28 protein-coding genes are annotated in these 26,708 nt (G+C 61.8%); 13 read left to right on the top strand and 15 right to left on the bottom strand.

Annotated elements, in window-relative coordinates; genetic code table 11:
• Positions 1–151: 151 nt before the first annotated feature.
• Positions 152–484 (top strand): hypothetical protein, encoded by a 333-nt coding sequence (locus FJW07_RS20195; protein ID WP_140858433.1) that lies wholly within the window; start codon positions 152–154, stop codon positions 482–484.
• A gap of 108 nt (positions 485–592) precedes the next feature.
• Here the strand turns inward: FJW07_RS20195 and FJW07_RS20190 are convergent, their stop codons facing one another.
• Positions 593–799 (bottom strand): hypothetical protein, encoded by a 207-nt coding sequence (locus FJW07_RS20190; protein WP_140646433.1) that lies wholly within the window; start codon positions 797–799, stop codon positions 593–595.
• A gap of 437 nt (positions 800–1,236) precedes the next feature.
• On the opposite strand from FJW07_RS20190, the gene FJW07_RS20185 reads away from it, so the two are divergent.
• Positions 1,237–3,939: a PAS domain S-box protein gene (locus FJW07_RS20185; protein ID WP_140858431.1), complete on the top strand. Its 2,703-nt coding sequence runs from the start codon at positions 1,237–1,239 to the stop codon at positions 3,937–3,939.
• Positions 3,914–4,411, top strand: a complete 498-nt coding sequence (locus FJW07_RS20180; protein ID WP_226892151.1) for a response regulator — start codon at positions 3,914–3,916, stop codon at positions 4,409–4,411. Before FJW07_RS20185 ends, FJW07_RS20180 begins: the two co-directional genes overlap by 26 nt.
• A 674-nt stretch (positions 4,412–5,085) precedes the next feature.
• Here the strand turns inward: FJW07_RS20180 and FJW07_RS20175 are convergent.
• Positions 5,086–5,604 (bottom strand): ferritin-like domain-containing protein, encoded by a 519-nt coding sequence (locus FJW07_RS20175; protein WP_140858430.1) that lies wholly within the window; start codon positions 5,602–5,604, stop codon positions 5,086–5,088.
• A gap of 1,093 nt (positions 5,605–6,697) precedes the next feature.
• On the opposite strand from FJW07_RS20175, the gene FJW07_RS20170 reads away from it, so the two are divergent.
• From FJW07_RS20170 to FJW07_RS20135, 8 genes are all read left to right on the top strand, one after another.
• Complete coding sequence (locus tag FJW07_RS20170; RefSeq protein ID WP_140858428.1) at positions 6,698–7,132, top strand: hypothetical protein; 435 nt, start codon at positions 6,698–6,700, stop codon at positions 7,130–7,132.
• Positions 7,129–8,349 carry a divalent metal cation transporter gene (locus FJW07_RS20165; RefSeq protein ID WP_140858426.1) on the top strand — a complete coding sequence of 407 codons (1,221 nt, stop codon included), beginning with the start codon at positions 7,129–7,131 and terminating at the stop codon, positions 8,347–8,349. Before FJW07_RS20170 ends, FJW07_RS20165 begins: the two co-directional genes overlap by 4 nt.
• Positions 8,349–8,708 carry a hypothetical protein gene (locus FJW07_RS20160; RefSeq protein WP_140858424.1) on the top strand — a complete coding sequence of 120 codons (360 nt, stop codon included), beginning with the start codon at positions 8,349–8,351 and terminating at the stop codon, positions 8,706–8,708. Before FJW07_RS20165 ends, FJW07_RS20160 begins: the two co-directional genes overlap by 1 nt.
• Positions 8,709–8,710: 2 nt before the next feature.
• Complete coding sequence (locus tag FJW07_RS20155) at positions 8,711–9,040, top strand: PRC-barrel domain-containing protein (RefSeq protein WP_140858423.1); 330 nt, start codon at positions 8,711–8,713, stop codon at positions 9,038–9,040.
• Positions 9,041–9,201: 161 nt separating this feature from the next.
• Complete coding sequence (locus FJW07_RS20150) at positions 9,202–9,816, top strand: hypothetical protein (RefSeq protein ID WP_140646423.1); 615 nt, start codon at positions 9,202–9,204, stop codon at positions 9,814–9,816.
• On the top strand, positions 9,813–10,205 hold the full coding sequence (locus FJW07_RS20145) for a phage holin family protein (RefSeq protein ID WP_140858421.1): 393 nt from the start codon (positions 9,813–9,815) through the stop codon (positions 10,203–10,205). Before FJW07_RS20150 ends, FJW07_RS20145 begins: the two co-directional genes overlap by 4 nt.
• A 56-nt stretch (positions 10,206–10,261) precedes the next feature.
• Positions 10,262–11,068: a hypothetical protein gene (locus FJW07_RS20140; RefSeq protein WP_246680819.1), complete on the top strand. Its 807-nt coding sequence runs from the start codon at positions 10,262–10,264 to the stop codon at positions 11,066–11,068.
• Positions 11,069–11,144: 76 nt separating this feature from the next.
• The gene (locus FJW07_RS20135) at positions 11,145–11,654 is read left to right on the top strand and encodes a DUF892 family protein (RefSeq protein ID WP_140858417.1); all 510 of its coding nucleotides are present in this window, start codon (positions 11,145–11,147) and stop codon (positions 11,652–11,654) included.
• 279 nt (positions 11,655–11,933) lie between these two features.
• Here FJW07_RS20135 and FJW07_RS20130 read toward each other — a convergent pair whose 3' ends face one another.
• The 10 genes from FJW07_RS20130 to FJW07_RS20085 form a co-directional block, all read right to left on the bottom strand.
• Positions 11,934–12,347 carry a cytochrome c gene (locus FJW07_RS20130; RefSeq protein WP_140858415.1) on the bottom strand — a complete coding sequence of 138 codons (414 nt, stop codon included), beginning with the start codon at positions 12,345–12,347 and terminating at the stop codon, positions 11,934–11,936.
• Entirely contained in the window at positions 12,328–13,206 is an 879-nt protein-coding gene (locus FJW07_RS20125) for a cytochrome c oxidase assembly protein (protein WP_140858414.1), read from the bottom strand. Before FJW07_RS20125 ends, FJW07_RS20130 begins: the two co-directional genes overlap by 20 nt.
• The gene (locus FJW07_RS20120) at positions 13,203–13,544 is read right to left on the bottom strand and encodes a hypothetical protein (protein ID WP_140646416.1); all 342 of its coding nucleotides are present in this window, start codon (positions 13,542–13,544) and stop codon (positions 13,203–13,205) included. The genes FJW07_RS20125 and FJW07_RS20120 overlap by 4 nt, the downstream gene beginning before the upstream one ends.
• A 1-nt stretch (position 13,545) precedes the next feature.
• The gene (locus FJW07_RS20115; protein WP_140654253.1) at positions 13,546–14,151 is read right to left on the bottom strand and encodes a cytochrome c oxidase subunit 3; all 606 of its coding nucleotides are present in this window, start codon (positions 14,149–14,151) and stop codon (positions 13,546–13,548) included.
• Positions 14,148–16,124: a cytochrome c oxidase subunit I gene (gene ctaD / locus FJW07_RS20110; RefSeq protein WP_140858412.1), complete on the bottom strand. Its 1,977-nt coding sequence runs from the start codon at positions 16,122–16,124 to the stop codon at positions 14,148–14,150. Before ctaD ends, FJW07_RS20115 begins: the two co-directional genes overlap by 4 nt.
• Complete coding sequence (gene coxB / locus FJW07_RS20105; protein ID WP_181182686.1) at positions 16,121–17,134, bottom strand: cytochrome c oxidase subunit II; 1,014 nt, start codon at positions 17,132–17,134, stop codon at positions 16,121–16,123. Before coxB ends, ctaD begins: the two co-directional genes overlap by 4 nt.
• The gene (locus tag FJW07_RS20100; protein ID WP_140646410.1) at positions 17,131–17,664 is read right to left on the bottom strand and encodes a c-type cytochrome; all 534 of its coding nucleotides are present in this window, start codon (positions 17,662–17,664) and stop codon (positions 17,131–17,133) included. Before FJW07_RS20100 ends, coxB begins: the two co-directional genes overlap by 4 nt.
• Entirely contained in the window at positions 17,661–18,464 is an 804-nt protein-coding gene (locus tag FJW07_RS20095) for a substrate-binding domain-containing protein (protein ID WP_246680818.1), read from the bottom strand. The genes FJW07_RS20100 and FJW07_RS20095 overlap by 4 nt, the downstream gene beginning before the upstream one ends.
• A 46-nt stretch (positions 18,465–18,510) precedes the next feature.
• The gene (locus FJW07_RS20090) at positions 18,511–20,289 is read right to left on the bottom strand and encodes a methanol/ethanol family PQQ-dependent dehydrogenase (RefSeq protein ID WP_181182685.1); all 1,779 of its coding nucleotides are present in this window, start codon (positions 20,287–20,289) and stop codon (positions 18,511–18,513) included.
• 92 nt (positions 20,290–20,381) lie between these two features.
• On the bottom strand, positions 20,382–21,104 hold the full coding sequence (locus tag FJW07_RS20085; protein ID WP_140858503.1) for a heme-binding protein: 723 nt from the start codon (positions 21,102–21,104) through the stop codon (positions 20,382–20,384).
• Positions 21,105–22,275: 1,171 nt separating this feature from the next.
• On the opposite strand from FJW07_RS20085, the gene FJW07_RS20080 reads away from it, so the two are divergent.
• On the top strand, positions 22,276–24,201 hold the full coding sequence (locus FJW07_RS20080; RefSeq protein ID WP_140858407.1) for an APC family permease: 1,926 nt from the start codon (positions 22,276–22,278) through the stop codon (positions 24,199–24,201).
• 134 nt (positions 24,202–24,335) lie between these two features.
• On the top strand, positions 24,336–24,917 hold the full coding sequence (locus tag FJW07_RS20075) for a sigma-70 family RNA polymerase sigma factor (protein WP_246672467.1): 582 nt from the start codon (positions 24,336–24,338) through the stop codon (positions 24,915–24,917).
• A 299-nt stretch (positions 24,918–25,216) separates the two neighbouring features.
• On the opposite strand, the gene FJW07_RS20070 is transcribed toward FJW07_RS20075, so the two are convergent.
• From FJW07_RS20070 to FJW07_RS20060, 3 genes are all read right to left on the bottom strand, one after another.
• A complete protein-coding gene (locus FJW07_RS20070) occupies positions 25,217–25,354 on the bottom strand; it encodes a hypothetical protein (RefSeq protein WP_319023005.1) in 138 nt (45 codons plus the stop codon).
• 192 nt (positions 25,355–25,546) lie between these two features.
• Positions 25,547–25,765, bottom strand: a complete 219-nt coding sequence (locus FJW07_RS20065) for a hypothetical protein (RefSeq protein ID WP_140646397.1) — start codon at positions 25,763–25,765, stop codon at positions 25,547–25,549.
• Between the two features lie 59 nt (positions 25,766–25,824).
• Positions 25,825–26,685, bottom strand: coding sequence for a class I SAM-dependent methyltransferase (locus FJW07_RS20060; RefSeq protein ID WP_246680816.1), 861 nt, complete (start codon positions 26,683–26,685; stop codon positions 25,825–25,827).
• Between the last annotated feature and the right edge of the window lie 23 nt (positions 26,686–26,708).

The following is a 26,708-nucleotide window of genomic DNA, read 5'->3' as shown; positions in this document are numbered from 1 at the left end:
TACGAGTTTGCCGGCGTCAGCCGCATTGAGAGCGCTCGCTGCGCTTGAAGCGCCCCTATATAATCCCCGCCGCCGCGTCACCTTGGGCGAATACAGCTTGAGAACGAAAAGAATATTCGCCACTTCTTGTGCGAAGGTGGAATAGCGCACAATGCCGTTTAACGAAGACCGCCTTGTCCTGAATCTGATCGACAGCGAACTGGAAGATTTAATCAAAAAGTGGTTCGCACGCCTCGAAAGCAGCTATATCGGATTTGAGCGTCCCACGCGATCAGCGGACATGGGTCGCGCCGCCGTCGGATTCCTGTCCAACAACGCTACGACGGCGAATGGCAATTATCAGTGTAAGCACCTGAAATCGCCTTTGGGCAAGGCGGAGTTCGTCACCGAGCTCGGGAAATTTTCTACCATGCGGGCCAGGGCGAAGTCACGCTGCCCACCAGCTACATTTTCGTCTGCCCCAACTCGGCGGTTCGCGATGTGAAAAAGGTGATTGACCGGCCGTCGTTCATCGCCGACTTCCTGATCGACAATTGGGCCGACTATTGCATCGCGCCGTCGACAGGACGATGACGCTGTTGAAGTAGGCGTTCTATTTCCCGTATCGCTGCTCCAGCGCTTCGGCAATGTGTTCGCAAAGCAACTCCCCGGTGACGATGTTGACGTGGAGACGGATGCGTGCGCCCTGCGGATCGACCATCGTGATCACCGCGCCGCGGTCGGAGTATTCGAACGTATCCAGAACCTTGTGAATGACGAAGTCAGCTACGTTGGGCAGCGAGCCGGCGCGATCTTCCACGGCCTTTCTCCATCCCGAAATCAGCGGATCATCCCTTTGGTCGGCAGTCGTGTGCCTAGAAGGTCTCCGACAGCTGCCCGATCGTTAAATATGTAGCGGCTTGTACTAGCGTCCAGAAGAATATTAACGCTCCGCAGCATCCGTTGCGCATGTCCTTGGAGCGGGCGGCTTCTCGGCAAAAGCCAAGCCGGGAACCGGATCTTTGACTGGCTGCTTTCCGCATAGGTCTGGATAAGCGTCAGGTCGCGGTGCCGTGCAAGCGTGCTGCGACGGCTCGAAAAATAGCGGCATCATCGAGTCGCCGGATTTGCTGGTCCGGCGCCCGCGAACGCCTTCCAGCATAACACCTGCCGTTAATGGCCGGGTGAATTGTGCAGCCCATTGGAACCTCTTGTGAAATCGAGTGTTAAGCTGCGTTTAGGGGAATTCAATCTTTCATGGAACAACGAGCTTTGCCCTCCAGCATTTCTGGCGCGAAATCCTTCGCCGATGAAAGGGACGTCGAAGGGCCCCGTGCGGTCCTGCTCCCCGGCAGCGATATGGAAGATTTCTTCGAGAATGCAGCCGTGGCTCTCCACCTGGTCGCGAATGATGGCACGATTTTGCGCGCCAATAGAGCCGAACTGGACTTGCTCGGCTATGCCGCGGAGGAATACATCGGCCGGAACATCCGCGAATTCCACGCCGATCCCGCCGCGATCGAAGACATTTTGCACCGCCTTTCTCGGCATGAGCAGCTTCGACATTATCGTGCGAGGTTGCGCGCCAAAGAAGGCTCCATGCGTTGGGTCGAGATAACATCGAATGTGCGTTCGGTTGGTGGTCAGTTCCTCAATACGCGCTGCATCACCATCGACGTGACTGAGAAGGTCGAAGCGGAAGAGTTGTTGCGCGAACAGGAGCAGAGGCTTGCCCTGACCTATCACAGCGCTGGTGTGGGAATCGTGGAAGCTGACGCCGAAGGCCGGCTGCTGCGGGTGAACGGACATTTGTGCCGTCTTTTGGCCTGTACGCAGGAGGACCTTGTTGGCCGATCTATTTTCGATCGGACCTTTCCTCCCGACGTCGAGGCGGATCGCATGAAATATCGCCAACAGGTCGCTGGCGAGATCAAAAGCTACACGATCGAGAAGCGGTTCGTGCGCAAGGACGGGTCGCTTTTCTGGGCTGTCGTGACGTCTTCCAGCGTCTACGACGGCAGTGGGCGGTTTCACTACGCGGTACGGGTGCAGCACGATATCACCGAGCGGAAAGAGATTGAGGCGACGCTCGCCCAAAGGGCCGAGGAGCAGGCTGCGCTGCATCAATTAACGGAAATGCTACAGCACGCCCGTACCCGCGAAGACGTCTACGAGGCGGCGCTCGACGCGATCCAGCGCGGGCTAAGATGTCAGCGTGCTTCTGTTCTGCTCTTGGAAGGCGGGATCATGAAGTTTGTCGCCTGGCGGGGCTTGTCGAAGGCATATCGAGGCGCCGTGGAAGGCCATTCGCCCTGGTCCGCGGCAGACCGCGATCCGCAGCCGATTTGCATGCGCGATGTGGAACAGGCCGAACTCCCCGACGGCTTGAGACAGGCAATCCGAACAGAAGGCATCGGCGCGGTCTGCTTCATTCCGATAACCGAAGGTGGGCGTCTGTTGGGCAAGTTCATGGCCTATTTCGACGAGCCGCACGAATGCTCGGCCGAAGAGGTTGAAGTCGCCCGGACAATTGCACGCCAGCTCGGCTTTGGCATTGAGCGTGTCAAGACACAGAATGCGACCCGGCAATTGGCGGCAATCGTGGAGTCGTCCCATGACGCCATCGTAAGCAAGGATCTCAGAGGCGTCGTCTCGACCTGGAATCGCGGCGCCGAGCGGTTGTTCGGCTATACGGCCGCGGAGATGGTCGGTAAGCCCATCACCACTATCATTCCCGAGGATCGGCAGCACGAGGAGCCGCTGATATTAGGCCGCATCCGCAACGGCGAACTCGTTGATCATTTCGAAACGGTTCGCCGCCGCAAAGACGGAACGCTGGTAGATATCTCTCTCACAATATCGCCGGTGCGGGATGCGTCAGGCCATATCGTCGGAGCATCCAAAATCGCCCGGAACGTAACCGACAAAAAGGTAGCGGAAGCCAAGATAAAAGACAGCGAGCGCCACCTTCAAGACCTGCTCGCGGCCATTCCTGCCGCGATCTACACCACGGATCGCGACGGTAAGATCACCTACTTCAATGAAGCGGCGGTGCAACTCGCCGGCCGAACGCCCGTCATTGGCACCGACGAATGGTGCGTGACATGGAAGCTCTACTGGCCGGATGGAACGCCGCTTCCCCACGATCAGTGTCCCATGGCCATCTCACTGCGCGAAGGGCGGCCCATCCGGGGATATGAAGCGGTGGCTGAGCGGCCGGATGGTACCCGGGTTCCATTCATTCCCTATCCCACACCGATGCGCGATGCCGCGGGAAACATCACCGGCGCCATAAACATGCTGGTCGATGTGAGCGAGCGTAAGCAGGCAGAAAGCCAGCAACGGATCTTGCTCGACGAGCTCAACCATCGCGTGAAGAACAACATGATGATGCTGAAGTCCCTGCTTTCCATGGCGGCAAGGACCAGCAAGAGTTCGGAGGCTCAAACCGTTCTGCATGAGGCCAGCAAGCGGGTGGCCGCCATGGCTGCCGCTCAGCGGGTCCTCTATGACACGCCCGATGCCATCAACTTCGGTGCCGAACCTTTCCTGGGAGCTGTTTGCGAGACAGCAAAACAGATGTTTCCCTCAGCTGTTCAATTGGTCTGCGAGGCAGATCCGATCCAACTGCCGAACGACGTTGCGATGCCGCTGGCGCTTATTATCAATGAGCTTTTGATCAATGCCGTGAAGTATGGCTTGCCCGGAAATGAGCATGGAACCATTCGCGTTTCCATCAGACAGAACGGCCGGGCGATTAGCCTTGTGGTAGAGGATGAGGGCCCGGGCTTCGAACTGAGTTCGGTACGCTCGTCGTCGTCCGGCCTGCGACTTGTCGAAGGCCTGGTGCGACAGATCGGCGCGACGTTCGAAGTCAGCCGGAGCCCGTCCAGATGCACCATTATTTTTTCTCAGATGCCTCAGGAGATTGGCCTTGCGACCAAAAGCAGCGATACCTGAGTTGAGCCGTGCGGGGGACATCAATCGGCCCTTCAAGCCGCAGGTAGTCTTCTCCCGAGATGATGTGAGCGGAGGACACCCCGAAACCGCTCTGAACCAGCCGATTCTGATCGTCGAAGACGACTACCTGATCGCGCTGGATGTAGAGGCGGGACTGCTGGCCGAAGGCTTCTCGCTGGCGGGCCTCGCGACCAGCGCCGATGAGGCGATAAGTATGGCGCTCTCGACCAAGCCGGTGCTTGCCCTGATGGATATCCGCTTGCTCGGCAAGCGGGACGGCATCGACGCGGCCGTGGAATTGTACCGCGAGTTGGGCATACGGTGCGTCTTTACGACGGCCCATAGCGATCGCGACGTGCGGCTTCGAGCCGAAGCGGCCAGACCGCTGGGCTGGGTGCAGAAACCCTATTCGATAGCGACGCTAGTCGCAGCCATTCGAAATGCTCTTCAGGAGCTCGAGAAGGAGAGCTGAACGCGCGGGGAGGGTCATTTAAGCAGTCGGACGCGCCGAGCGCCACGTCAGTGCTTGATTTTGGGTGTGATTTGAACCTATGGACCAGGTCTAGAGGGCGAGGCGATGGAGACTTTCGGTGGTACCTCGCTGGTTGCTCGCGGAAGCATAGGGAACGACACGCGAAGCTTCGTGATTTGGCCCACAAAAACGCGGGTCGTGTCCCCCGCAGGTGGTGTAGCTCGGCGATAGCGCAGCCGTTCGCGAGCGCGCCCTCGACAGCGCCATTTTATGGCAGGAATTGCATGCCTCCGTTGAAAGGGACATGCTGACTTGCAGACTACTTCTTGGGCGGATTTCTGCGGGCAGTTATCGCGAGATCTCGAAACCCGCGGCGACCTGAAGCATGGTCGGTTTCTTTCAGGTCTTCTTCATCGTGTTCCTCGGCGATCACGTAGGTCGACCAGCGACTCGGCCTCGCCGATCTCGACCCCGTTCCTCGCGAACAGCGGCTCACTTCAAAGCGACCGCAGTTCCCAATGTTCGACGAACCAGCCTTAGCTGACAACGACTCTTGCTTTGACACAAGCTACGGGCAAGCGTTTCGTGACCATCCGCGGGCGGGAGGGCAGCCAGTCAGTCTTTCGCGTGAGCGGTCCTGTGGCCGGCAGGACCGCTGCAACTCCGTCGTGGCGCTAGGCCGCCTGCAGAGCACGTCGATTGGCATCGTTCTCGCCGAGAGCGTTGAGCGCCTCGTCGGTGTCGGACTCTTCTTTTAAGGTCTGACGGAGCAGCGGGAGAGCATCCTTGAGTCTGAGCTCCTCGGCCCATGCAATCAGCGTACCGTAGCGCGCGATTTCGTAATGCTCGACCGCTTGTGCGGCGCCCACCAGACCCGCGTCGAGCGCCGGTTCGTCCTTGTACTCCTCGAGGATTTCCGAGCCCTCCTCGATGATTCCATCAATGGCCGGGCAGGTCTTGCCCCGGGCCGGCTTGCCGAGTATGTCGAAGACTTGCTCCAGGCGATCGACCTGGGCTTCAGTTTCCTTGAGGTGCTTTTCGAAGGCAGCGCTTATCTTTTCGGACTGTGCTGCTTTCGCCAGCTTTGGCAATATCTTCAAGATTTTCTTTTCCGCATAGTAGATGTCTTTGAGTCCGTCCAGGAAGAGGCTTTCCAAGCCCTTCGAGATCGCGGACGAAGCTTTCTTCGGCATTTTTACGCTCCTTTGCGGTTGCGATCGTGCGCCTGCAGCGCTCTTTCCTAATCCGCCCGGGGACCTGAAGTTCCGACAAGACCGTCGTGTTGAAACATCGCGTTCCAGACAACCGAACAAGCTGACCGTTTCACTATCAATCACGCCGTTGATGGAGATGGTGGGCGGCTGGAAAAGGAGTGTTGCCTGGTTCGGGCCGTCCTGCCGTGAAGCGCTGTCGTGTCGGAAGTCGTGGAATGCCTCGCCGGGTCTTGGATCTGCAACCTCCCACCCGTCCGTTCGTTCCTCGTGCTTCGAGTTTGTGGGAACATCGGCGTCACGGCCGGTTAAGTCGATGCGAGGAGGTGCTCCATGAACGCTCCAACGCGTGCTCGACAGAGCCGCCGAGGAAGATGCGGAAACGGAACCGAATCCCGATGAGGAGAGTTCGCTGGCGCCGATGCGCTGGAAGCCGTTGAGCCCGAGACGCACGGGCGCTTGCCGCAAGAAGATCTCGCGGAAGGTTCACGCAAGACTGTGGATCGCGAACTCGCTCCGCAAAAGCCATCGGCCAGGCTGACAAAGCGAAGTCCGACAATTAGCCCCAGCGGGATCAGGTCGGCCTCGGCCAGGGAGCCGCGCACGCCCCTGTCAAAGCGTCAGGACGGTGGCGAGATTTTCCAGCTCGCCATGGTCGCGCATCGCACCCGTGTCGCAATGAGCGGTCACGAGCACGGTCGAGCTGCTGGTCCCACGAAGCAGTATCGTCACGCAATGCCGGCCTCTCCAGGCCGGACTCGATCGCCAGATATTCCACATGACGGAAGGCTGGATCCTCCCGCAACTACGCTGCCGGCCATCGACCGAACGCAGCACCGCCCTGCCTGCCGGTGACGCTTTTCTGTTAAGTGAGCGAGATTGCGCGGGCTCTGGCGCGCTCAAGCCATGTCTTGGCTATGTCGCGTTCACGATCGTCCCGATAAAGCTGAAACATTGCGAGCTCAGTCGGACATGGAACCGGCCAGCCTCGATGCCGCAAATCCCGAACACGGAGGAACTTTCGCGTGGCTGCGGCTTTATCTTCGGGATTTGAAGCGATTGCAGCGAGGGGAAGATGTTGCGCACCGTTGCCCGGCCGAGCCGGGCCTTCCTGCCCCTGCTGGCGCTGGCGCTTGCCTCTTGTTCCTCGTCTGAAACCGTTGACCAGCAATCGAAGCTTGCGGCCTCGACGGCACAGGCGGCAGTGCTGGTGAGCGACGCCTGGCTCTCCGGCGCAGCGCCGTCCCATTATGCGTCCTCAGCATTGCAGTCCTTTGCCGAGACACTCGCCGACGCTGGCCGGCAAGTGGAATCGGCGTCTCCGTCCGACCGGGGAAAGCAAGATGCGTTGGCGGCCGCTGTTAGCCGGCTGTCGAATGCGGCAAGGCGGGCCAAGGACGCGGTCGAGGCCGGACAGGATGCGCAGGTCGGTCAGGCGCAACAGGAGCTTCGGGCCGCGCAAGGCGATCTCGCAACAGCCTATCGAAACTATTTCTCGCCGAAACGATGAAGAAGCTGCTGGAGATTTCGCTTGGTGTCGTCACCAGCGTCGGCGGCTTCCTGGAGGTCGGATCGATGGCGACGGCGGCGCAGGCCGGCGCACTGTTCGGTTTCCGGCTCATCTGGGCGGTGGTGCTCGGTACCATCTGCATCATCTTCCTGGTCGAGATGGCCGGTCGCTTCGCCGCGGTCAGCCATCACACCATTGCCGATGGCATCCGCGAACGGTTCGGCTTCAATGCGTTCATCTGGCCGCTCCTTGCCACCCTGCTGGTCAACTTCCTGGTGCTTTCCGCCGAGATCGGCGGGGTGGCTATCGCCGCCGAGCTTGCCACGGGGATCAGCTTTCAATGGTGGGCCTTGCCGGTCGCTTTCCTGGCTTGGCTGCTGTTGTGGAAAGGCACATTCGGGCTCATCGAGAAGGGGGTGTCGATGCTTGGTCTGGTGACGCTCTGCTTCGTCGTCGCAGCCGTGATGCTCCGCCCCGAATGGAAAGAGGTGGCGGTGGGGGCCGTGCCCAGCCTGCCGCAGCACGACACGGCAAAATACTGGTTCATGGCCGTCAGCATTCTCGGCGCCTCGATATCGCCTTACCTTTTCATGTTCTATTCCTCTGGCGCGATCGAAGATCAGTGGGACAAGAGCTATCTCGGCGCCAATCGGGCGATAGCCGGGCTCGGTATGAGTTTCGGCGGCACGATCTCGGTGGGCGTTCTGATCGTGGCGGCGCTGGTTCTTGGTGCTCATGGCGTTACCGAAGTGGAAGACTACAACCAGCTTCCGTTGATGTTGATTCCGATGTTCGGCTTCTGGGGCTTCGTCCTTTTCGTCGCGTCGCTGGCCATCGCCTGCTTCGGCGCTGCGCTCGAAGTGGCCTTGCAGCAGGGCTATCTCGTCGCGCAGGGATTCGGCTGGACCTGGGGCGAGGATCTGAAGCCGCGCGACGATCCCGGATTCAGCCTCATCTACACATTGACGCTCTTCCTCGCCGCGGTCCCGATAGCGCTCGGTCTAGACCCGTTGAAGCTCACTATCTTCTCCATGGCGCTGACAGCGGCCAGCCTCCCGCTGACGGTTGTGCCGTTCCTCTTCCTGCTGAACGACGACCGCTATGTAGGCAAGCATCGCAACGGCGTCATCTCGAACGCGGCCGTGATTTTCGTCATCGCGCTCGGCTTCGTGCTGGCGCTCGTGACGATTCCGCTGCAGATATTCGGAGGCACGTGATGCAGCTGCTGCGCGATATCCTGGACAAGCAGGTCGTCGATCGCGAGCAGGTCAAGATCGGCAAGGTTGATGGCTTGGTCGCCGAGCTGAGGCCGGGTAAGCCGCCCAGGCTCATTGCGATCGAGCTTGGCTCGATCGCGCTGGCACGTCGGCTTGGCGCGCGACCCGGCCGATGGACCGCGCGGCTCGCGGCAAAGCTTGGCGGCAAGCGTCAGGCACGGCCGCACCGGATCGCGTGGCACAAGGTGCGCGACATCGGCGTCGACATCGAATTCGACATCGACGTGCGCCGCACCAAGATCTTCGCCTGGCAGGACTGGCTGCGCCAACATGTCGTCGGCCGAATCCCGGGAGCCTGAGGATGGCGACTGTAAATCTCGAGCATCTTGCCGGCAGGCCCGTATTCTCCGAGCGCGGCAAGAGCATCGGCTATATCGAAGAGATCATCGCTGAGCGGGACGGCGACGACCTCGTCGCCACCGAATTTCATGTCGGCATCTTCGCCGCGTTCGAGCGCTTGTCCGCTTCGACGATCGGCGCTGCATTGCTCGACTTCTTCGCGCTGAGGCGCCATGAGGGCCTTTATCGCATTCCCTGGGACAAGATCGATATTTCCGATCCGACACGCCCCCGGCTGCTTTGCTCGGACCAGGAGCTTGCCGCTTTGAGGGCAAAGCCCGAGAGCAAATGAGAATTTGCTAAAAAGCCGCTCGTCCAGGGGAACATCGCAGCCGGCGGGAAGTTCGGACTGCATCGAGGAGGCTGTATCATGAACAGTGTCATCTATCTCATTGGTCTGATCGTCGTTGTGCTCGCAGTGCTTTCCTTCCTCGGCTTTCACTAGGAGGAACCATGCAGCGCGAGGATGATCGGGACCCCCAGTCCGCCGACTTTGCCAAAGCGAAGGACGACATTTCCGACCGGATCCGGCAAGAAGCGCAGAGCGCCGGCGAAGCTCTCCACGATGCCCGCGACGAGGTTGCCCGCAGGGCTGGAGCATATGCCGCCGAAGCCCAGCAGGCCGTCTCCGAAAAGGCCGAGCAGACGCAGCGCGATATCGGATCGAGCCTTTCGGCTTTCGGCGGCGCCCTGCGCGCCGCGAGCAATCACTTGGCTAACAGCGACCAGACTGCGGCCTCGAAGTTCATGCAGGAGGCCGCAAGCGGGCTGGAGCGGCTGTCCTCCTCGTTGAAAGAGAAGCCGTTCGGACAGGTGCTGGAAGACGTCCAGTCTTTTGGCCGCCAGAATCCTGGGGCGCTTCTTGCCGGTTCGGTTCTGGCGGGATTGGCACTTGGCCGCTTCATGAAGGCTTCGCCGCCCGGCACGCGCCGCCCGACGCAGGGCGCGGCAACGCCCGATCACCCCCGACAAACCGGCATGGGAACGAGCGCGCGCCGGCATAACGCTCCAGCAAATTGGGGTTCCGATGGCGGCATACCCGGGAAGGCAGCGGAGCTGAAGAAATGAGCACTGAGGACAATCCAAGTCTCGGCACATTGGTCGCCGATCTGGCGCAGCAGGTGAGCACGCTCGTGCAAACGGAGGCGAGGCTCCTAAGAGCGGAGATATCGGAGAACGCGACTAAGGCCGGCGCAGGCGCCGTGGAGGTGCTGGGCGGCGCGATATGTCTGCTCGCCGCGCTGCTGGTTTTGTTGCAGGCACTCGTCATCGCCCTGGCTCGCCTTGGTCTGGGCGCCGGTTGGTCCGCTTTGCTCGTCGGCGTGGTCGTTGCCGTGCTCGGCGTCATCCTGTTGCGGACCGGCATGGCGAGCATGGCGCCTTCCGAGCTCGCGCCGGACCGCACACAGGAACAGCTCAAGCGTGACGTGAACGTGATGAAGGAACAAGCGAGATGACCGAGAGATCCGCAGCCGAGCTCGAACGCGAGGCGGAAGCCACACGCGCAAGGGTGGTGGCGACCGCCGACTCCATTCGCGACAAGATGACCCCCGGGCAGCTCTTCGACGAGTTCACCGGGCTTTTCAGAGGCGGCGCGGGCTCCGACATGCTTCACAACCTGAAGGCCCAGGTACGGGACAATCCGTTGCCGCTGACCGTGATCGGCGCGGGCCTGGCCTGGCTGATGTTGGGCAGCGGCGCCTCCGCCACCCCGGCTGGTACCAATGGTGTGACGCGGCGCGGTCCTGGCCTCGATCATGGCGCATTCGGCGCTGGAATGGCTTCGAGCGCGTCGGATGCGGCAGGCTCTGTTGCCGAAGCCGCCAGCGGAGCGGCCGGAACTGTTTCGGGAATGGCAAGCGAAGCAGCCGGCACGGTGTCGAACCTGGCAAGCAGCGCAGCCGACACACTGGCGAGCTCGGCGGCGGCTGCGGCCGATATGGCGACGAGCGCCAGCCGATCGGCGCATGGTCTGCTTCAGGACCAGCCTCTCGCAGCAGCCGCCATCGGCCTCGCCGTCGGAGCTGCGATCGGCGCCATGCTGCCCCACACCGAGGTCGAGGATGAGCGATTGGGTGCCTATCGCGAGAGGCTTCGGGACAGTGCCGAAGACACTTTGAAAGAAGGCCTCGACACTGCAAAGCAAGTCGCGGCCGAAGCCTACCAGACGGCGAGCGACGAAGCCGGACGTCAGGCCTCGAGCGAGGGCACGCTGGCCGACAAGGCCGGCGGCGTTGTCAAAGCCGCGGCCGACAAGACCGACGAATCGATGCGGGAGAAACTCTCCGGTTCCGACCCGTCCTCGTCCCGGAAATCGTAGACGCTTTTCATCACGTTCAAGGAACAATGCGGGCCACCCTCGGTTCGGGCGGCGTCAAACTGATGGAGACACCGCAATGGCTGAATCGCGCGAATGGCTTGTTCAATGGTTGAGGGACGCTCACGCAATGGAGGAACAGGCCGAGACGATGCTGTCGGGCCAATTGAGTCGGATAGACAATTACCCCGAACTCAACGAGCGAATCCGTAGCCATCTGGAAGAAACGAAAGAGCAGGCCAGACGGCTGAAGACCTGCCTGGATGGCCTCGACGAAGGATCGTCCATGCTGAAGGACGCAGGCGGCAAGCTGACCGCCACCGCGCAGTCGATCAGCGGCGTCTTCGCCGGTGACGAAGTGATGAAAGGCTCTCTGGCGAGTTACACATTCGAGCATATGGAAATCGCGTCCTATACGATCCTCATCGCCGCGGCCAATGCCGTGGGCGAAGCCGAGATTGCCCGCGTGTGCGAACAGAACCTGCGCGAAGAGGAAGCCATGGCCGAGTGGCTGAAGGACCACCTTCCGCAGGTCACCCAGACGTTCCTGACGCGTGCGGACGCAGATAGCGACAGCGCCAAGCGCTGAGACGGCGATTAGATCAATTCCAGGAAAAGTGTGAGCGGTTTTCCGCCCGGAATTGCGTCAAAACAAGGAGGTGGAGCATTTCGCCGTTTCCACGAAACGGTGAAATGCTCCAGAGGGATTCACTGTTTCACGGAAAGGGCGAACCGCCTCATCTTCTTGTTTTGACCCAATTCCGGACGGAACCGCAGACGAGCGGCCTGCCTGTCGGCCTATTCGTCATTCTCATCCTGGAACCGCGGTGATCTTGCACGCGGCTTGCGATCTCGGTTCCCTTGCTTATCATCTCAGCCCGTATAGATAGGCCGCGATATCGCGCGCCTGCTGCTCGGTAATCCTCATCGATGGCATGGCGGTGTGCCGGTTGATTTCCCTTGCCGAGCGGATCCAGCGGATCAGATTCTCCGGATTGTTCGCCAGCACCCCGCCGATATAGACGCGGCCGGCGAGGCTGCCGTCGAGGCGCGGCCCGACCTGGCCTTGCGCTCCCGGCACGCCGGGAATCGTATGGCAGCCGGAACAGCCATTCGCGGTCATGATCGGAATGGCGCGTGCGCCCACGCCGCCGGTCGCGACATCCGACTCGTGCCGGACGCGATCGCGCCGGTCGGTCCATAAGGCCGCCAGGCCGACCGCGGCGAGCAGCAGGCTCATGGCCAGGGCGCCGCCGATAAGCCTAGCCAGGTCGGAGCGCATGCGTTGCCTCCCTGGTTCCGCTGTTGCTTATCCAAAGGCCGGCGATCAGCAAGGCCGCTCCGCCATAGATGAGCCCGGCCGGAACCCACATCACCAGCCCGGCGAGCTGCTGGTCCTCGATGGGACTCAGACCCCAGAGCGCGGCGCCGGAGGCATTCTCCGGATACCAGAGTTTGGGCGATACCAGCAGCAGGACGCCGAGCAGGCCGGTATGCAGCGACGTGAAGAAGAGATGCATGATGGAGCTACCATAGGTTTGCTGTCGGCCAGAGCGCGGCAGAAGCACCCACCAGAACAGCAAGGCAGTGCCGAGGAAGCTCGCATGTTGCGCATAATGCAGCACGCCCTGCTGTAGCGCTGCCTCGAACAGCGCTGGAATATGCCAGATCCAGATCGCTATCCCGTGAAGGATCGTCGCGTTGAGCGGGCGAGCGGCGAACGCCCAGACCGCCTGGAGCATCTTGCCATGGGTGAGTTTTCCTGTCCCCCGCCGAAGTGTGGCCGGCAACGCCCACATCAAGGCCGCGCTCGGGCAGGCGGCGACAAGAAGCGGCGCCGCCACGGCCATCAGCAACTCATGCTCGATCATGTGGGCTGAAAACACCCGCTCGCCGAGCGCATGGATCGGGCTCACCAGCGCTCCCGTCAACACGCCCCAGCCGGCGGCGAACAAAAGAGCCTGGCGAAGCCGCTCGGGTCGGCCTCGGCCGCTGCGGCGCCACAGCCGGCCTGCGCCGATCCCATAGATGAGCGCGATTGCAGCCAAGGGAAGCGTAATAGGAAACGCCAACGTCCATCCGGCCTCGGGCGCGCCGGCGCCGTAGCATATCGAGGTCGAGAAGAACGCATCGAAGCTCATCGCAGGCACTCGTCGAGGATAAGCGCCGCGCTGCCCTGCATGACGATGACGAGGGCAAACAACAGAGCCGCGAGCATGCCGAGATCGGCGACGAAACGTTCGGTGCTGCGCGTGCGCTCCGGCTTGAACGCGGCGCCGCCCTGCCGCTTCGCCCGCCATGACAGCGCGCCGCCGAGCAGCGAAAACACGGCGAGCAACAGCGCCGCCGGGAGCACGACCTGCACCTGACGATTGCACTGCCAGTGCACAAGCGCATAGTTCAGCTGCGTCGAGATTGCCCAGGCCAAAGGCCCCGACAACAAACCACCCCAGGACGTGCCTAGCCGCAGCGCACGCATGTCAGCCCCACCTCGGCAGCCAGTAGATGAGCAGGTAGATCGGGATCCAGGTGAGGACCACGAAGTCCCAGTAGAAAACATTGTCGCCGACATCGCCGAAGCGCCGGCCGTTATAGCCATGGTGCGTGAACATCAGCACCGTCAGAACGATCGTGTCGCCGACGTCGGTGATGAGATGCGTGGTGTGGAGACCAAGCAGCACCCACAGCATCGAGCCATAGGCGTTCGTGTCCCAATAAATATTCAGTGCCGGAAACTCGAACCAGCGCACAATGAGTGGCGCAATGCCGAGCAACGACATCACCACCATGCCGATCCGCACCGGCCCGATCGCGCATTCCTTGGCGTAGCGGTTGAGCATGTGGTTCGGCACCAGGCTGACGATGAGAAGCAGCGTCACGATCGTTCCCGGCCAGTGGTTGGGTTCCGGAGCGCTCAGACGCCAGTTGGGCCACAAGGTCGCCAGATAGAGGTAAGCGCCGGCCGCCAGTGCAAAGCCCGTCCCTTCCAGCGCCATGAAGCCAAGCGTGCCCCACCAGGTGGGACTGCCCGGACCATGTCCAAAGGTCGGGAGGCCGGAAAGATCTGCGGCGGGACGCTTGTTCATTCCTCGTCCTCCGGATCGTCCTTGGGCCAGAACCAGCCGATCAGGGTGATGGCGATCGGGCCCACGCCCCAGACGATGGCCCAGGGCGTGAAGATCGAATAAAGGAAGGTGCCGCCGACCGCGATCGCAGCCAGCAGCGGCCAGATCGACGGCGTCGCCGATTTCTCGCGGATGTCTGGATGGGCTTCCGCCACCGTCGAGATGACCAACTCGCGCACGTCGACGCGAAGCCCGGTCGCGACCGGGAGCGCCTCGCGTTCGGCCCACAGCGGCTCGACATTTGTCACGACCGGAATGCGCGCGAAATTGTAGCTGGGTGGCGGAGAGGAGGTTGCCCATTCGAGCGTGCCGGCGTCCCATGGATTGTCGCCGGCGGGCGCGCCGCGCAATGCGCCATGCACGAGATTGAAGGTGAACAGCACGAAGCTCAGGAAGAACAGCACCGCGCCGGCGGTGATGAAAAGATTGATGTTGCCCCAGCCAAGCTCGGCTGGATAAGTGTAGACCCTGCGTGGCATGCCCCACAGGCCTACGACATGCATCGGGAAGAAAGCAGCGTTGAAGCCGATCAGGGCCAGCCAGAAGTGCCAGCGCCCAAGGCGCTCGCTCATCATGCGGCCGGTGATCTTGGGGAACCAGAAATAGGCTGCGGCCAGCAGCGGGAAGACCGAGCCGCCGATCAGCACGTAGTGGAAGTGGGCGACGACGAAATAGGTGTCGTGCACCTGCAGGTCGAGCGGCACCGAGGCGAGCATGACGCCGGTGAGGCCACCAATGACGAAGATGAAGAAGAAGCCGAAGACGAACAGCAGCGGCGTGCGGACAACCGGTCTGCCGTCCCACAATGTCGCCAGCCAGCAGAAGATCTGCACGCCGTTGGGGATGGCGATCATCATGCTGGATGCGGTGAAGAAGCTGGCGCCGAGCTTCGGCAGTCCCGTCGCGAACATGTGGTGGACCCAAAGGCCGAACGACAGGAAACCGACAGCGATCAGCGACAGCACCAGCCCCAAATGACCGAACGCCGGGCGCCGCGCGAAGGCTGGAATGATGGAGGAGACCATGCCGGTCGCCGGCAGGAAGATGATGTAGACCTCCGGATGCCCAAAGAACCAAAACAGATGCTGGAACAGCAGCGCATCGCCGCCCTCCGCCGGGTTGAAGATGTGCGTGCCGACGAGCCGGTCGAGAATGAGGAAGGTCGACGTGATCATCACCGCCGGCATGGCGAAGACGATGACGAAGGAAGTGACCAGCAACGCCCAGACGTAAAGCGGTATCTTGTCCAGCGACATGCCGGGCGCGCGCTGCTTCAGCACCGTCACGATGGTGGCGACGGCGACCGACAGCGAGGACACTTCGGTATAGGTGATCATCTGCGCCCATACATCGGCGCGCTTGCCGGGACTGTATTCCGGCCCGGACAGCGGCACATAGGCGAACCAGCCGACATCGGGCGCCATCGAGAGGGCGAAGGATACCCAGGCGAAGATACCCCCCAAGACATAGACCCAGTAGCTGAACGCGTTGAGGCGAGGAAAGGCAATGTTGCGGGTGCCGACCATCAACGGCACCAGATAAATACCGGTCGCCTGCACGATGGGCACGGCGAACAGGAACATCATGGTGACGCCATGCATCGTGAAAAGCTGGTTGTAGAGATCCGGGCCGATGAGCCCGCGCTGCGGGCCCGAGAGCTGGACGCGCATGACGACGGCGTTGAGCCCACCCAAGCACAGAAATAGGAAGGCGGTGATGAGGTAGCGCCGTGCGATCACCTTGTGATCGACGCTCGAGAGCGCACCGATGATGCCGGGGGGCGTGCGCCACGTCCGCGCCAGCCAGCGATGCAGGCTGGCATCATCCAAGCCGCTGTCGCGCGGCCCATCACGCTCGGGTGCAAGATCGCCTCTGGCGGACACCTCGCGCTCGGGCGGCAGATCGCGTTCGCTGGTGAGATCCGCGCTGCTCATTTCAGCCCCTCGAGATAAGCGACGATGGCGTTGAGCTCGTCGCCGCTCAGATCGACAACCGGCATGTGAGAACCCGGCTTGATGCCTTGCGGATCGGCTATCCAGGCGGCGAGATTGCCGCGGCTCATCGTCAATGTTCCGGCCGCAAGCGTTTGCCGGCTGCCTATATGCGTCAGGTCGGGAGCGACCGTTCCTCCGGCGGGGGTGCCCCCGATCCTATGGCACATCACGCAGGGCCGCTTGAGAAAGAGGTCTTCGCCGGTCTTTGCCTCGTCGCTCGCCGGGCCAGCGGCCGGCTGCAACTGGTCGTTCCACCATGCGTCGAACTTTGCCCGCGGCTCGGCGATAATGAAGGTACCCATATTGGCGTGCTGCGCGCCGCAGAACTCGGCGCATTGGCCGCGATAGACGCCGGGCTTATCCGCCTTGATGTCGAGCACGTTCATGTGACCGGGAATGAGGTCGAGCTTGCCGGAAAGACTCGGGACCCAGAAGGAATGGATAACATCGGTCGAGGTGAGGAGAAGCCGAACCGGTTCGCCGGCGGGAATGTGGATCTCGTTCGCCGTCGTCAGGATGCGGCTCGGCGTGGCGTCCTCATAGCGCACCTCCCACCACCATTGATGGCCGGTGACGCGAATGGTCAGCGCGGCGTCCGAGCCGATCGCGGCGAGCGTGCTGTTGGCGAAGAAGCTCAGCAGAGTGAGCCCGATCAGGATGACGGCGGTCAGCCCGACGGCGGCCGTCACCACGCGCAGCTTCCGATTGTCCGCGCCGGCGTCAAGCACAAGCGGCTCCAACCGTTCCCGCGGCCGTATCATCAGCGGCGCGGCAAGAGCGATCATCACCAGCACCCACACCACCGCGCAAAGCCCGGTGAAGAACCAGATCAGCCATGCCAGTTCGCTCGCCGTCGGGCCCTTCGGGTCGAGCGCCGATTGCCAGCCTGCGCATCCCTGAAGAAGCAGGGCGATTGCCGTGGCGAACGCAATCGAGGCGAAGCGTTTCACGGCGACTTCCCCAGCGTGGCGGCGTCCGGCATGCGGTTTTCCGACGGATGCACCATCATATCGTCATTTCGGGAAGGCGCGGCGGAGGAGGGCGCGTTGCCGCTCAGCGAGCGAACAAAAGCTGCGAGCTCCCAGATCTGGTCGTCAGGGATCTTCTCGCGAAAGCTCGGCATGCCGTTCGGACGACCGTCGCGGATCGTGGCGTGAATGCTTTCCATCGAGCTGCCATAGATCCACTTTTCGTCCATCAGCGCAGGGCCCATGCCGCCGCCGCCATTGGCATGGCATCCTGAGCAGTTGAACCAGCCGAACAGGCGCTTGCCTTCGCTCAGATGGAAGGCATTGGCCTCGAAGCTCGCCGCCTTGTTGTCTGTGGGAGAGGGCCGCTGCCCGCCGGGTTCCAGAGTCGTCACCGGTGTCGGCTGCTCGCCGGAGCCGAGCGCCGACTGCGGCCGTGTGTCCCGCTCCTCGCGCTGGCAGGCCGCCAGCGCTAAAATCGCCAAGAGAAGCATGGCGGCGGTCGATCTCATCGCACCGGGCTCCCGGCCACGTCGAGACGAGGCACTCCATATTGCGTCAGAACCGCGTCGATCTCGGCTTTGTGTCTGGCAAGCGCGCTGTTCACATCGCTGCGCAGCGCATCGTCCTCGCGCCGAACGCCCATCGAGATGTCATACATCAGCGGCAATTGCGGCCCGTCGATGCGAGGCGTAACCGGCGTGATCCGGAGCGGCACCTTCTGCTTCTGGGCGAAATAGCCGGCGAGCGGACCCCAGACCACCGCGAGGTCGATATCGCCGCTCGCCACTGCTTCGACGATACGCGCCGGAGGATTGGGAGCGGAGTAGTCGCCATAGACGGGGTAGCCGATTAGATGCCCAATGATGCCGCGGCGGCCAAGCGCCTGGACAGGAGGCGAGTTGGCGCCGTCGTCGCCGATGAGCTGAACGCCGATGCGCAAGTCGCGCAGCCGCGGGTCGTTGAAGGAGGCGACGTCGGGGTCGTCCTGGCGAGTCACGAAGACATAGGAGGAGCGGTAGTAGGGCCTCGTGGTGCGCAGCATTTCGAGATTGGCCGGCGTGCCGGGCACGAGATCGCAGAGACCCGTCTTCAGCGTGTTGCGCACGAAGCCGCGGCGCTGCGCCCACCAGGTGTAGGTCAGCTTCGCGCCAAGATCGGCGGCGATGATTTCGGCGATCCTGTTCTCGAATCCTTGTCCGGCCGCATTGGAAAAGGGCAGGTTGTTCGGGTCGGCGCAGACCCTGAGCTCACGAACGCCGGCCGTCGCCGGAAAGAGCAGCAAGGCGAGTGCGGCGGTGCCGAGCGCCATTCGTGGGAACGCCTTCCGTGCCACGCCGTGGATCAAGCCGAACGCATCAGGGCAGCCGGAACACATAGAGCGTGCCTCCCGCCGTGGTCGCGTTCTTCAGGTCCTTCATTGCATTGACGAAACCGAGCGCGGCGCTGGCATCGCGCGGGTCGAGGTCGCCCGACACGATGGCGCCGGCCCAGCCGCCGACGCCGGATAAGACGGCGACATATTGGTGGCCGTTTGGGCCGCGATAGGTGATGGGTTGGCCTATGATGCCGGACGAAGTCTTGAACTGCCAAAGCAGGTCGCCTGTCTTTGCGCTCACTGCCTTGAACCAGCCTTCCATCGTTCCATAGAAGACCACGTCGCCGGCGGTCACGACCGCGCCGCTCCATACCGGGAAGTTCTCCTTGAGGCTCCAGGCGGGTTTCTCAGCCGCGATGTCCCAGGCGGTGAAGGCGCCGCGATTGCCGCCGGGCCCGGGTATCATGCGCACGTTCATTCCGACATAGGGCGTGCCGGCAATGTAGTTCACCTCGACGCCTTCTTCGTCCATGCACAGATTGTTGTGCGGAATGTAGAGCAGGCCGGTCTTCGGCGAGAAGGCTGAAGGCTGCCAATCCTTGAGGCCCGACGCGGTCGGGCAGATATCGCGGACGACCTTGCCTGTACCGGTCTGCTTGTCCGGGTTTTCGATCAGGCGGCCGGTCTTGAGGTCGACGCCCTTGCTGGAATTGACGGGACCATAAGGTTTTGCAGACAGGACCTCGCCGGTGGTGCGATCAAGGACATAGAGGTAGCCGTTGCGTTCCGGACGGACCAGCACCTTGCGCGGCTTGCCCTGCCAGTTCATGTCGAGCAGGACCTGCTCGTTGATGCCGTCATAGTCATGGAGGTCGTGTGGACTCCATTGATAGAACCATTTCGCCGCTCCGGTATCGGGATCGCGGGCGAAAATTCCCGATGTCCACTTGTTGTCGCCGGGCCGCAGGTCCGGATTCCAGGGGCCGGGATTGCCGGTGCCGTGGAAGATCAGGTTGAGGTCCGGATCGTAGGAAATCCAGCCCCACATATTGCCGCCGCCGATCTTCCAGGCTTCGGGTGGCCATGAGGTGACGCCGAGATCCTTGCCCTTGTCCATGTCGTAGTGGGGCTTGAAGTCCGGTCCGATCAGCACGTCCTTGTCCGGCCCGGTGCCATAGGCCGTCCAGACGACGTGACCGTCGCCGGCGTCCAGCGCCTTGACCCAGCCGCGAACGCCCATCTCGCCGCCGGAATTGCCGACCAGCACTTTGCCTTTCACCACAAGCGGCGCCATGGTGATGGTTTCGCCGATATTGATGTTGCCGATATGGGCGTTCCAGATCGGCTGGCCGCTGTCCGCATCGAGCGCGATGGTGTGGCCGTCTAGCGTGTTGAAGAAGAGGCGCCCGTCCGCGAAAGCCGCGCCGCGGTTGACGACGTCGCAGCAGGCAACCCCTTGAGCGGCCGGCTCAGGATTGGGCTCGTATTTCCATTTCATCGGCGCGCCGGGCTTGGAAAGGTCGAGCGCGTAGACGATGTTGGGAAACGGGCTCACGATATACATGGTGCTGCCGACCACCAGCGGCGCTGCTTCCTGGCCTTTGTTCACCCCGGTCGAAAAGGTGAAGGCGACCTGCAGGTTCTTGACGTTACCCTCGTTGATTTCCGCGAGTTCGCTATAACGGGTCGAGGCGTAGTTCTTGGCGGGCATCGTCCATTGCCCGTCATCAGGCGGCGCGGCCGCGGGAGGCGGAGATATCGCCGGCGATGGGGGAGCTTCCGAAGCGGCTGTCAGCAAGGGGGCGCAGACCAGCAGCATGGCTGTAAGAACGCCAAAATGTTTTTGAGATACGGCCGGGCGGTCGGAATACGCGGCATCACCGCAGAATGTTGCAGTTTCGGTTGCTTGCTTCATTTCGGCGTCGAACCTCCGACGCCGGAACCGATTTCCGCCGCAATATCGGCCTCGCGACCGGCACAAAGCGGATGACCCCAGCCGGAGGCACTTTTCCCCCCGGGATCAAGATCGTAGATGATGGCGTCCTTGCGATTGGGATTGACGCCCGCCGGAACCTTGTCGAGGCCGAGAGCGGCGCGAACGCGCCAGGCGACATTGTGGTCGGCACAGGAGGAATCGCCGCTGATGCCGAGCGCCCCGACGATTGTCTTGCCGTCGTAAAGAGCCAGTCCCCCGCCAAACACGACGACGCCCCCGATCGACTTGCCAATAAGCGGGTCGTTGGCGCTGCCGAAAGTCTTGGGGTCACCGGCATAGGCTACTGCCTGGTTGACGGGGCTGGTGGCCAGGAGACCGAACAGCGGCCCGCCCGGCTGCACCCCGGCATAGAGATTGGCTGTCGACAGCGCCATGTTGGCCAGGCTGAGCCCGTTGGCCGTATTGGCCTTCTCGGCCGCGATCAGCCGGCTGCCCGGCCACTGCGCATCGGCGGTAGGTCCACTGAAGGCAACGGCACAGACGGTACCGTCGCGGGCGACTATCGCTGCCCATTCATTGTTCTCGAAGCCGCCATTCGCGGGGCCGCCACTTGCCTTGACATTAGCCTTCAACGCCGAGAGCAGCTTATCGTGATCGGCCGAGCAGGGCGCCTGGGCCTGAGCAGTGCCTTGCTGCATCGAGCCAAACGTCAAGACCAGGAAACCCAGACCCAGTGACGAAAACCGACGATGAGCCATGGCCTCGAAGCACTCTGTTGAGGCTATTCAAACTGGCAACAGGCAGCTTTGTTCCTCCTTGATGAAAGGCGTTTGTAGCCGACCAAGTCCGCTGGGGTGGAAGGACGTCGAGCAACCGATTCAGTATGGATCAGTGGCCGCGTCAGACGTGTCGGCGCCAGGTCGGATCATGGCATTGGGGCAGGGCTTGGCCGTTTTTTGCGACCGCGGCAGGGTTACAAAACTGTCTTTACTCTGTCTGCCACGCGAATTCCCCGAACCGCTCGGCACGCCGATCGAGATGGCGAGAGTGGCTGCGTTGCGCTGTTGCCGATTATCCCAGCCTCGCCATCAGTAAGATTGGTGACCGGAACACGAGTCGGGCTTTGCAATCGAAGGACAGGCTTTGCCGGAGGTATCCCGTCCGAAACCACGATGCCGGCGGCTTGGAATGCCTGGCGCATGGCAAGCAGCTTTTCCGGCGGGTGGACGGCCACCACGCTCAACCGCGCGAACACTCGCTTCGCTCAAATCACATTTTGCTCCAAGCCGCACCGGAGGACAGATCAACCGGACACGGGGCGCGTTACCTGTTCTGGCGTTAGAGGAGCCACCAAACGTCTCCACTGCTTTTGGTCCTGCCTCGAACTGGAAGCTCAAGAACATGTTCTATTGCCGGCAAATTCAGAAGGCGTCATGCCCCCAGGACTGCCGTCTTGAGCCCCGCTTGGAACAACGATGAGGGGCGCGTCGTTCGATGGCAATGGAACAGCTTCGTTCAGATTTCGCGGCAATGGCGCAGCCGGGCTATTGGATTGCCCTCGCACTCCTCATTATCCCATATGGAGTGGGCGTGTTTTTGCTCGTAAGGACTTGCCACTGTATGTGACCGCGTGCCGTGCTGCGGTCCAAGGCGACGCGATCTGCAGCAAATACAACGGACGGTCGAATGTCACGTCCCGTTACGGGCGGCAACAAGAGCCGCTATCGGGAGCTCGGTCGCTCTCCAGCAACGGGAACTGGTGATTTATAGCGAGCGGCGCATTCCCGCCTGCACTCCGGGTCGGAAGTCGCAGTCGAGGAACATTCTTCTTTCCGCGCTATTCGGGAGGAGTTTCCCGGGACACACAACATGTCGATACTGGGCTGGATTCTCGGTCGCCGGCTGGCCAATCAGGAACAGTCGCAGCGCAAGATCGGTGTTTTCGAAGGCGTGCCAACCATGGGCCTCGATGGGCTGGGTTCGTCGGCCTACGGTCCGGAAGCGGCGCTCACGATCCTGATCCCGCTCGGCGCGGCGGGTCTGGGCTATATCGGTCCGATCATGGGCGCCATAGTCGGTTTGCTCGCGGTCCTTTATCTTTCTTACCGCCAGACCATCGCCGCTTACCCCAGCAATGGGGGCGCTTATATCGTCTCGCGCGAAAATCTTGGCCGCAACGCCAGCCTGCTTGCCGCCGCCGCGCTGATGGTCGACTACGTGCTCAATGTCGCCGTAGGCATCTCTGCCGGCGTCGGCGCACTGGTGTCGGCGCTGCCTTCGCTGCATGCCTACACGCTTTGGATCTGCCTCGGGATCCTGCTTTTGGTGACCGTCGTCAATCTGCGCGGCACGCTCGATGCCGGCCGGCTGTTTGCCTTGCCGACCTATCTGTTCGTCGCGAGCTTCCTGGCGATCCTGGCGATCGGCGTCGCGAAGACGGTCGCCTCCGGCGGTCAACCGGTGCCGGCAATTCCACCGCCGCCCCTGCAGCAGCCGTTCGAAACCGTAAGCCTGCTCCTCTTGATGCACGCCTTTGCCAGCGGCTGCACGGCGATGACCGGCGTAGAGGCGGTCAGCAACGGCATGACCGCTTTCAAGGATCCGGCTGTCAGGCACGGCCGGCGCACGCTGGCGGCGATCTGTCTGATCCTTGGGCTGCTGCTCGGCGGCATCGCGTTCCTGTCGGCACACTACCGTATCGGCGCGATGGATCAGGAGAAGGACGGCTATCAGAGCGTGCTGTCGCAGCTTGCGCATGCCGTCGTTGGCGACGGTGTCTTCTACTACGTCGCCATCGGTAGCCTGCTTTGCGTGCTGGCGCTTTCGGCCAATACAAGCTTCGTCGATTTCCCCCGCCTTTGCCGCATGGTGGCGGAAGACGGGTACCTTCCCAAACCCTTCGCCATGGTTGGCCGGCGGCTCGTTTTCTCGATCGGCATCCTTTATCTCGCCTTGTCGACGGGACTGCTGCTGATCGTGTTCGGCGGCATCACCGACCATCTGATCCCGCTCTTCGCCATCGGCGCCTTTCTGACCTTCACGCTGTCGCAGACCGGGATGGTGATGCACTGGGTAAGGGCGCTTCGCACAACCAAGGACACGAACCGGATGGGCAACCACATGCATCTGGCGATCAACGCGTTCGGCGGCATAGTCACCGCGCTGGCGCTCATCGTGATCGTCATCGCCAAATTCAGGGAAGGGGCCTGGATCACGGTGATCGTCATCCCGGTGGTGATCCTCCTCCTGCGGCTGGTGCGGCGCTATTACGACCAGCTCGAGGCAAGTCTGCGCGAGCCCGGCAAAGTCGATTTGAGCAGCACCGAGCCCGCTGTCGTGCTTGTCGTGACCCAGCAATGGAACAGGATGGCGGACAAGGCGCTCAGCTTTGCCTTTCACCTGTCCGGAGATGTCATCGCCGTCCATGTGGCGCGGCTGTCGGGCGAAGAGAGCGATGAAGAGCGCGCAATTCGCGGAAGGTGGTCGCAGGATGTGGAAGCGCCGGCGAGAGCGGCGGGCCTGCGCCCGCCGCGTCTTCTTCTCCTCAATGCCGACTACCGGCTGATGTACGAGCCGTTACTGAAGGAGATCAGGACGTTGCGCGGAGAGTTCGATGGCCGCCCCATTGCAGTGCTGCTCCCAGAGGTCGTGCCGCCCAATTGGTGGCAATATATCCTGCATACGCATCGCGCTCGCCGATTGCACGCCAAACTGCTCGAGTTCGGCGGGTCGGACATCGTGATCATTTCAATGCCCTGGTATATCGAAGAACCGAGGATCGAGGGGGCCCATTGAATGTTGCCGCTCCCTTCGATCACGCCACGTCGCCAAAAGTTTCTGGCCGAGCGATGGAAAACAGGAACGTTCCTTTTTTTCAAACATTCTCCCTGGTCTGCACCTCGTAATTCCTACTTGCTGGGGCCGGAACATTGTCATCCAGAGAGCATAATCTGCCGAGCCCCAGCACCGAGGAGATCTCCATCGTCGATCTCATTCCTGCCTTACGGGCTTTTGCCCGAACCTTCTGTCGCGTGCCTGACGATGCCGACGACCTTGTGCAGGAAACGTTGGCCAAGGGGCTTGGCAATCTGGACAAATTCGAGCCCGGCACGCGCCTGAAGTCCTGGCTCTTCACCATCATGCGCAACACGCACTACACGCGTATCAAAGCGGCGGCGAGGGAGGCGCCCGGGCTGCTCGACTGCGCCTCCAGCCGTCCGACTTCGGAACCGTCCCAGGACTGGTCCGTCCAAAGCAGGGAAGTGCATCAAGCCATCCAGAAGCTGCCTTCCCATCAGCGTGAGGTTTTGATGCTGATCGGCGTACTGGGCGTAAGCTACGAAGAAACCGCGCAAATATGCGGCTGCGCTGTCGGCACCGTCAAAAGCCGTCTCAACCGCGCCCGTGCCGGCGTTCTGGAGTTCCTCGGGGAAACCTCGCCGCAAGTGCTGATCGAGCCACGAGGTCAATTTTCGGACAACCATTGGGATACTGAGGGCGCAAGGCGCTAAGCGCGGCCAAATCCTACAGGCGCTGAGCTGCTCTCATGACTTTCGCCTCTCTCATCAACGAGGCCCAATTCAGGCCGAGCAGAGCAACAAGTTCGAGCGCTTGCGCTTCGGTGATGCCCGTCTTTGCGACCAGCCGCCGAGCGAGTTCGTCCACTTCCGGAGTTCTGCCAGCCATCGGGATGACCCCCCAAACGGCTACAACGATTCACTTATGTTAAGGTTCAACCGATCACGCGACAGCGGGCGATATTGATACCTGCCCGTCTCCGAGTAATGCTGCATCCTTGCCGGTGACATCTTCAACCGCGCTCACCCGTCATGTCGCCTTTGCGCTTTTCGATCAGCGCCTTCTGCAGTTCGAGCGCAAGCCTTGTCAGCCGGTCAGGGACCTCTTCCCGCTCGATAGCATTCAACAGTGATGCGATCTCCTGGTCCAAGCTCAGGATCAACTGGGCGCAAAGATCGCGCTGACTCCTGTGAGACATCGCATTCTCTTAACAAATAGAGGCCCCTTCAAATCTCACAGGGGCATAGCCGACCAGCCTTTGCAAGGCGCTTGCCGCAGGCTGTGGGATTTCCGGTCCGTTGTCACCGGATTTCGCGGCAAGAGGTGATCTGGGAACATCAGCTCAATCCTCGGGAAGGCGGTTCGCCGCGTGATCCTGATACTGATCGGACTTAATCCGGTTGCCGTCGAGACCGCGTTGCTCGGTGTGCTGCTTCTTGTCCCGGTTGGACAGCACGTCGTTCTCGCCGACCACGTCCTTTGCAAGCGTCGCCTTCGCTCCGCTTCCGGAACCCTTGCCCTGGCTGCCGCGGCCCATCTGCTTCTTACCGCCGGATGCCATTTCCTTCTCCCTGTTCTGCAGGCGTGGAACTGTTCGGTGACCGAACTGCCGCCGGTGCGTTATGTTCCGCCGGCACGGCGGACGAGGAAGACCATGCCGTCCCAACTGCCGAACGGCATTTCACCGTCGACCGCAACGTCCATGCCGCATACATGAGAAAGACGGCTGATGTCGCGGGAATCGATGCCCGGCGATGTCCGATAGGAATAGTTGAGGATCGCTGCCATTCCTCCCCGTCGCAGGACGCGCGCGATCTCGCTGAAATGCCGCTCGGCAACCCCGGCGAGCACCAGGTAAGGAAAACTGTCCAGGGCCAGCACGCCGTCAAAGCTTGCATCGGCGAAATCACCGAGATCAAGGCCCGAGGTCAGGCGAAATTCCACATTGACAAGGCCGGCGCATCGCCGGCGCGCGATTTCGATCATCCGCGACGAGATATCGATGCCGACGACATATCCTGCCTGGGTGCCGAGCGCATGTCCGAGACGCCCGATGCCGCAGCCGATGTCCAGTATGTGCTTATGGGCACCAAGGACACCCTGCTGTTCCAGCCATGAGACAATCTCGGCGGTCGTAGTCGAAAGCCTGTGCTCGTCGCCAAGCGAGGACAATTGGACGCTGGCCGCGGGAGATATGGCGGCCGCCCGATCGAAGCTGCCGGCCAGCCGTTTGACAGTCATGGCGGTCGGTTCGCTATCCGGCCGGTCATGCGACACGCAGGCAGCCGCTCTTCGGACCTTGTCGAAGGCATCCGCCTTGCCACGAAGCATCGTGGCGATCTCTTCCAGCCAGCACCGCCGGGGAGCATGGCTTGGACGCATATCCAGCGCGATATCCGCCAGTTGCGCCGCGCTGGTGGTCTTGTCAATATAAACGGCCAATCTGCCCAGCGCGTTGTCAACGGAAAGGCTGTCCGTCATGCAATCCTCGAGCAGCGCCTGGC

It is taken from the genome of Mesorhizobium sp. B3-1-9 (genome assembly GCF_006439595.1).
In the GTDB taxonomy this organism is placed as follows: domain Bacteria; phylum Pseudomonadota; class Alphaproteobacteria; order Rhizobiales; family Rhizobiaceae; genus Mesorhizobium.
This window is presented reverse-complemented; position numbering and strand designations above follow the sequence as displayed.

Excerpts from the sequence above, each read along its gene's own strand:
- FJW07_RS20195 (WP_140858433.1), top strand. The coding sequence starts at position 152 with ATGCCGTTTAACGAAGACCGCCTTGTCCTGAATCTGATCGACAGCGAA.
- FJW07_RS20185 (WP_140858431.1), top strand. The coding sequence starts at position 1,237 with ATGGAACAACGAGCTTTGCCCTCCAGCATTTCTGGCGCGAAATCCTTC.
- FJW07_RS20175 (WP_140858430.1), bottom strand. The coding sequence starts at position 5,604 with ATGCCGAAGAAAGCTTCGTCCGCGATCTCGAAGGGCTTGGAAAGCCTC.
- FJW07_RS20170 (WP_140858428.1), top strand. The coding sequence starts at position 6,698 with ATGTTGCGCACCGTTGCCCGGCCGAGCCGGGCCTTCCTGCCCCTGCTG.
- FJW07_RS20165 (WP_140858426.1), top strand. The coding sequence starts at position 7,129 with ATGAAGAAGCTGCTGGAGATTTCGCTTGGTGTCGTCACCAGCGTCGGC.
- FJW07_RS20160 (WP_140858424.1), top strand. The coding sequence starts at position 8,349 with ATGCAGCTGCTGCGCGATATCCTGGACAAGCAGGTCGTCGATCGCGAG.
- FJW07_RS20155 (WP_140858423.1), top strand. The coding sequence starts at position 8,711 with ATGGCGACTGTAAATCTCGAGCATCTTGCCGGCAGGCCCGTATTCTCC.
- FJW07_RS20150 (WP_140646423.1), top strand. The coding sequence starts at position 9,202 with ATGCAGCGCGAGGATGATCGGGACCCCCAGTCCGCCGACTTTGCCAAA.
- FJW07_RS20145 (WP_140858421.1), top strand. The coding sequence starts at position 9,813 with ATGAGCACTGAGGACAATCCAAGTCTCGGCACATTGGTCGCCGATCTG.
- FJW07_RS20135 (WP_140858417.1), top strand. The coding sequence starts at position 11,145 with ATGGCTGAATCGCGCGAATGGCTTGTTCAATGGTTGAGGGACGCTCAC.
- FJW07_RS20130 (WP_140858415.1), bottom strand. The coding sequence starts at position 12,347 with ATGCGCTCCGACCTGGCTAGGCTTATCGGCGGCGCCCTGGCCATGAGC.
- FJW07_RS20125 (WP_140858414.1), bottom strand. The coding sequence starts at position 13,206 with ATGAGCTTCGATGCGTTCTTCTCGACCTCGATATGCTACGGCGCCGGC.
- FJW07_RS20120 (WP_140646416.1), bottom strand. The coding sequence starts at position 13,544 with ATGCGTGCGCTGCGGCTAGGCACGTCCTGGGGTGGTTTGTTGTCGGGG.
- FJW07_RS20115 (WP_140654253.1), bottom strand. The coding sequence starts at position 14,151 with ATGAACAAGCGTCCCGCCGCAGATCTTTCCGGCCTCCCGACCTTTGGA.
- ctaD (WP_140858412.1), bottom strand. The coding sequence starts at position 16,124 with ATGAGCAGCGCGGATCTCACCAGCGAACGCGATCTGCCGCCCGAGCGC.
- FJW07_RS20100 (WP_140646410.1), bottom strand. The coding sequence starts at position 17,664 with ATGAGATCGACCGCCGCCATGCTTCTCTTGGCGATTTTAGCGCTGGCG.
- FJW07_RS20095 (WP_246680818.1), bottom strand. The coding sequence starts at position 18,464 with ATGGCGCTCGGCACCGCCGCACTCGCCTTGCTGCTCTTTCCGGCGACG.
- FJW07_RS20090 (WP_181182685.1), bottom strand. The coding sequence starts at position 20,289 with ATGCTGCTGGTCTGCGCCCCCTTGCTGACAGCCGCTTCGGAAGCTCCC.
- FJW07_RS20085 (WP_140858503.1), bottom strand. The coding sequence starts at position 21,104 with ATGCAGCAAGGCACTGCTCAGGCCCAGGCGCCCTGCTCGGCCGATCAC.
- FJW07_RS20080 (WP_140858407.1), top strand. The coding sequence starts at position 22,276 with ATGTCGATACTGGGCTGGATTCTCGGTCGCCGGCTGGCCAATCAGGAA.
- FJW07_RS20065 (WP_140646397.1), bottom strand. The coding sequence starts at position 25,765 with ATGGCATCCGGCGGTAAGAAGCAGATGGGCCGCGGCAGCCAGGGCAAG.
- FJW07_RS20060 (WP_246680816.1), bottom strand. The coding sequence starts at position 26,685 with ATGACGGACAGCCTTTCCGTTGACAACGCGCTGGGCAGATTGGCCGTT.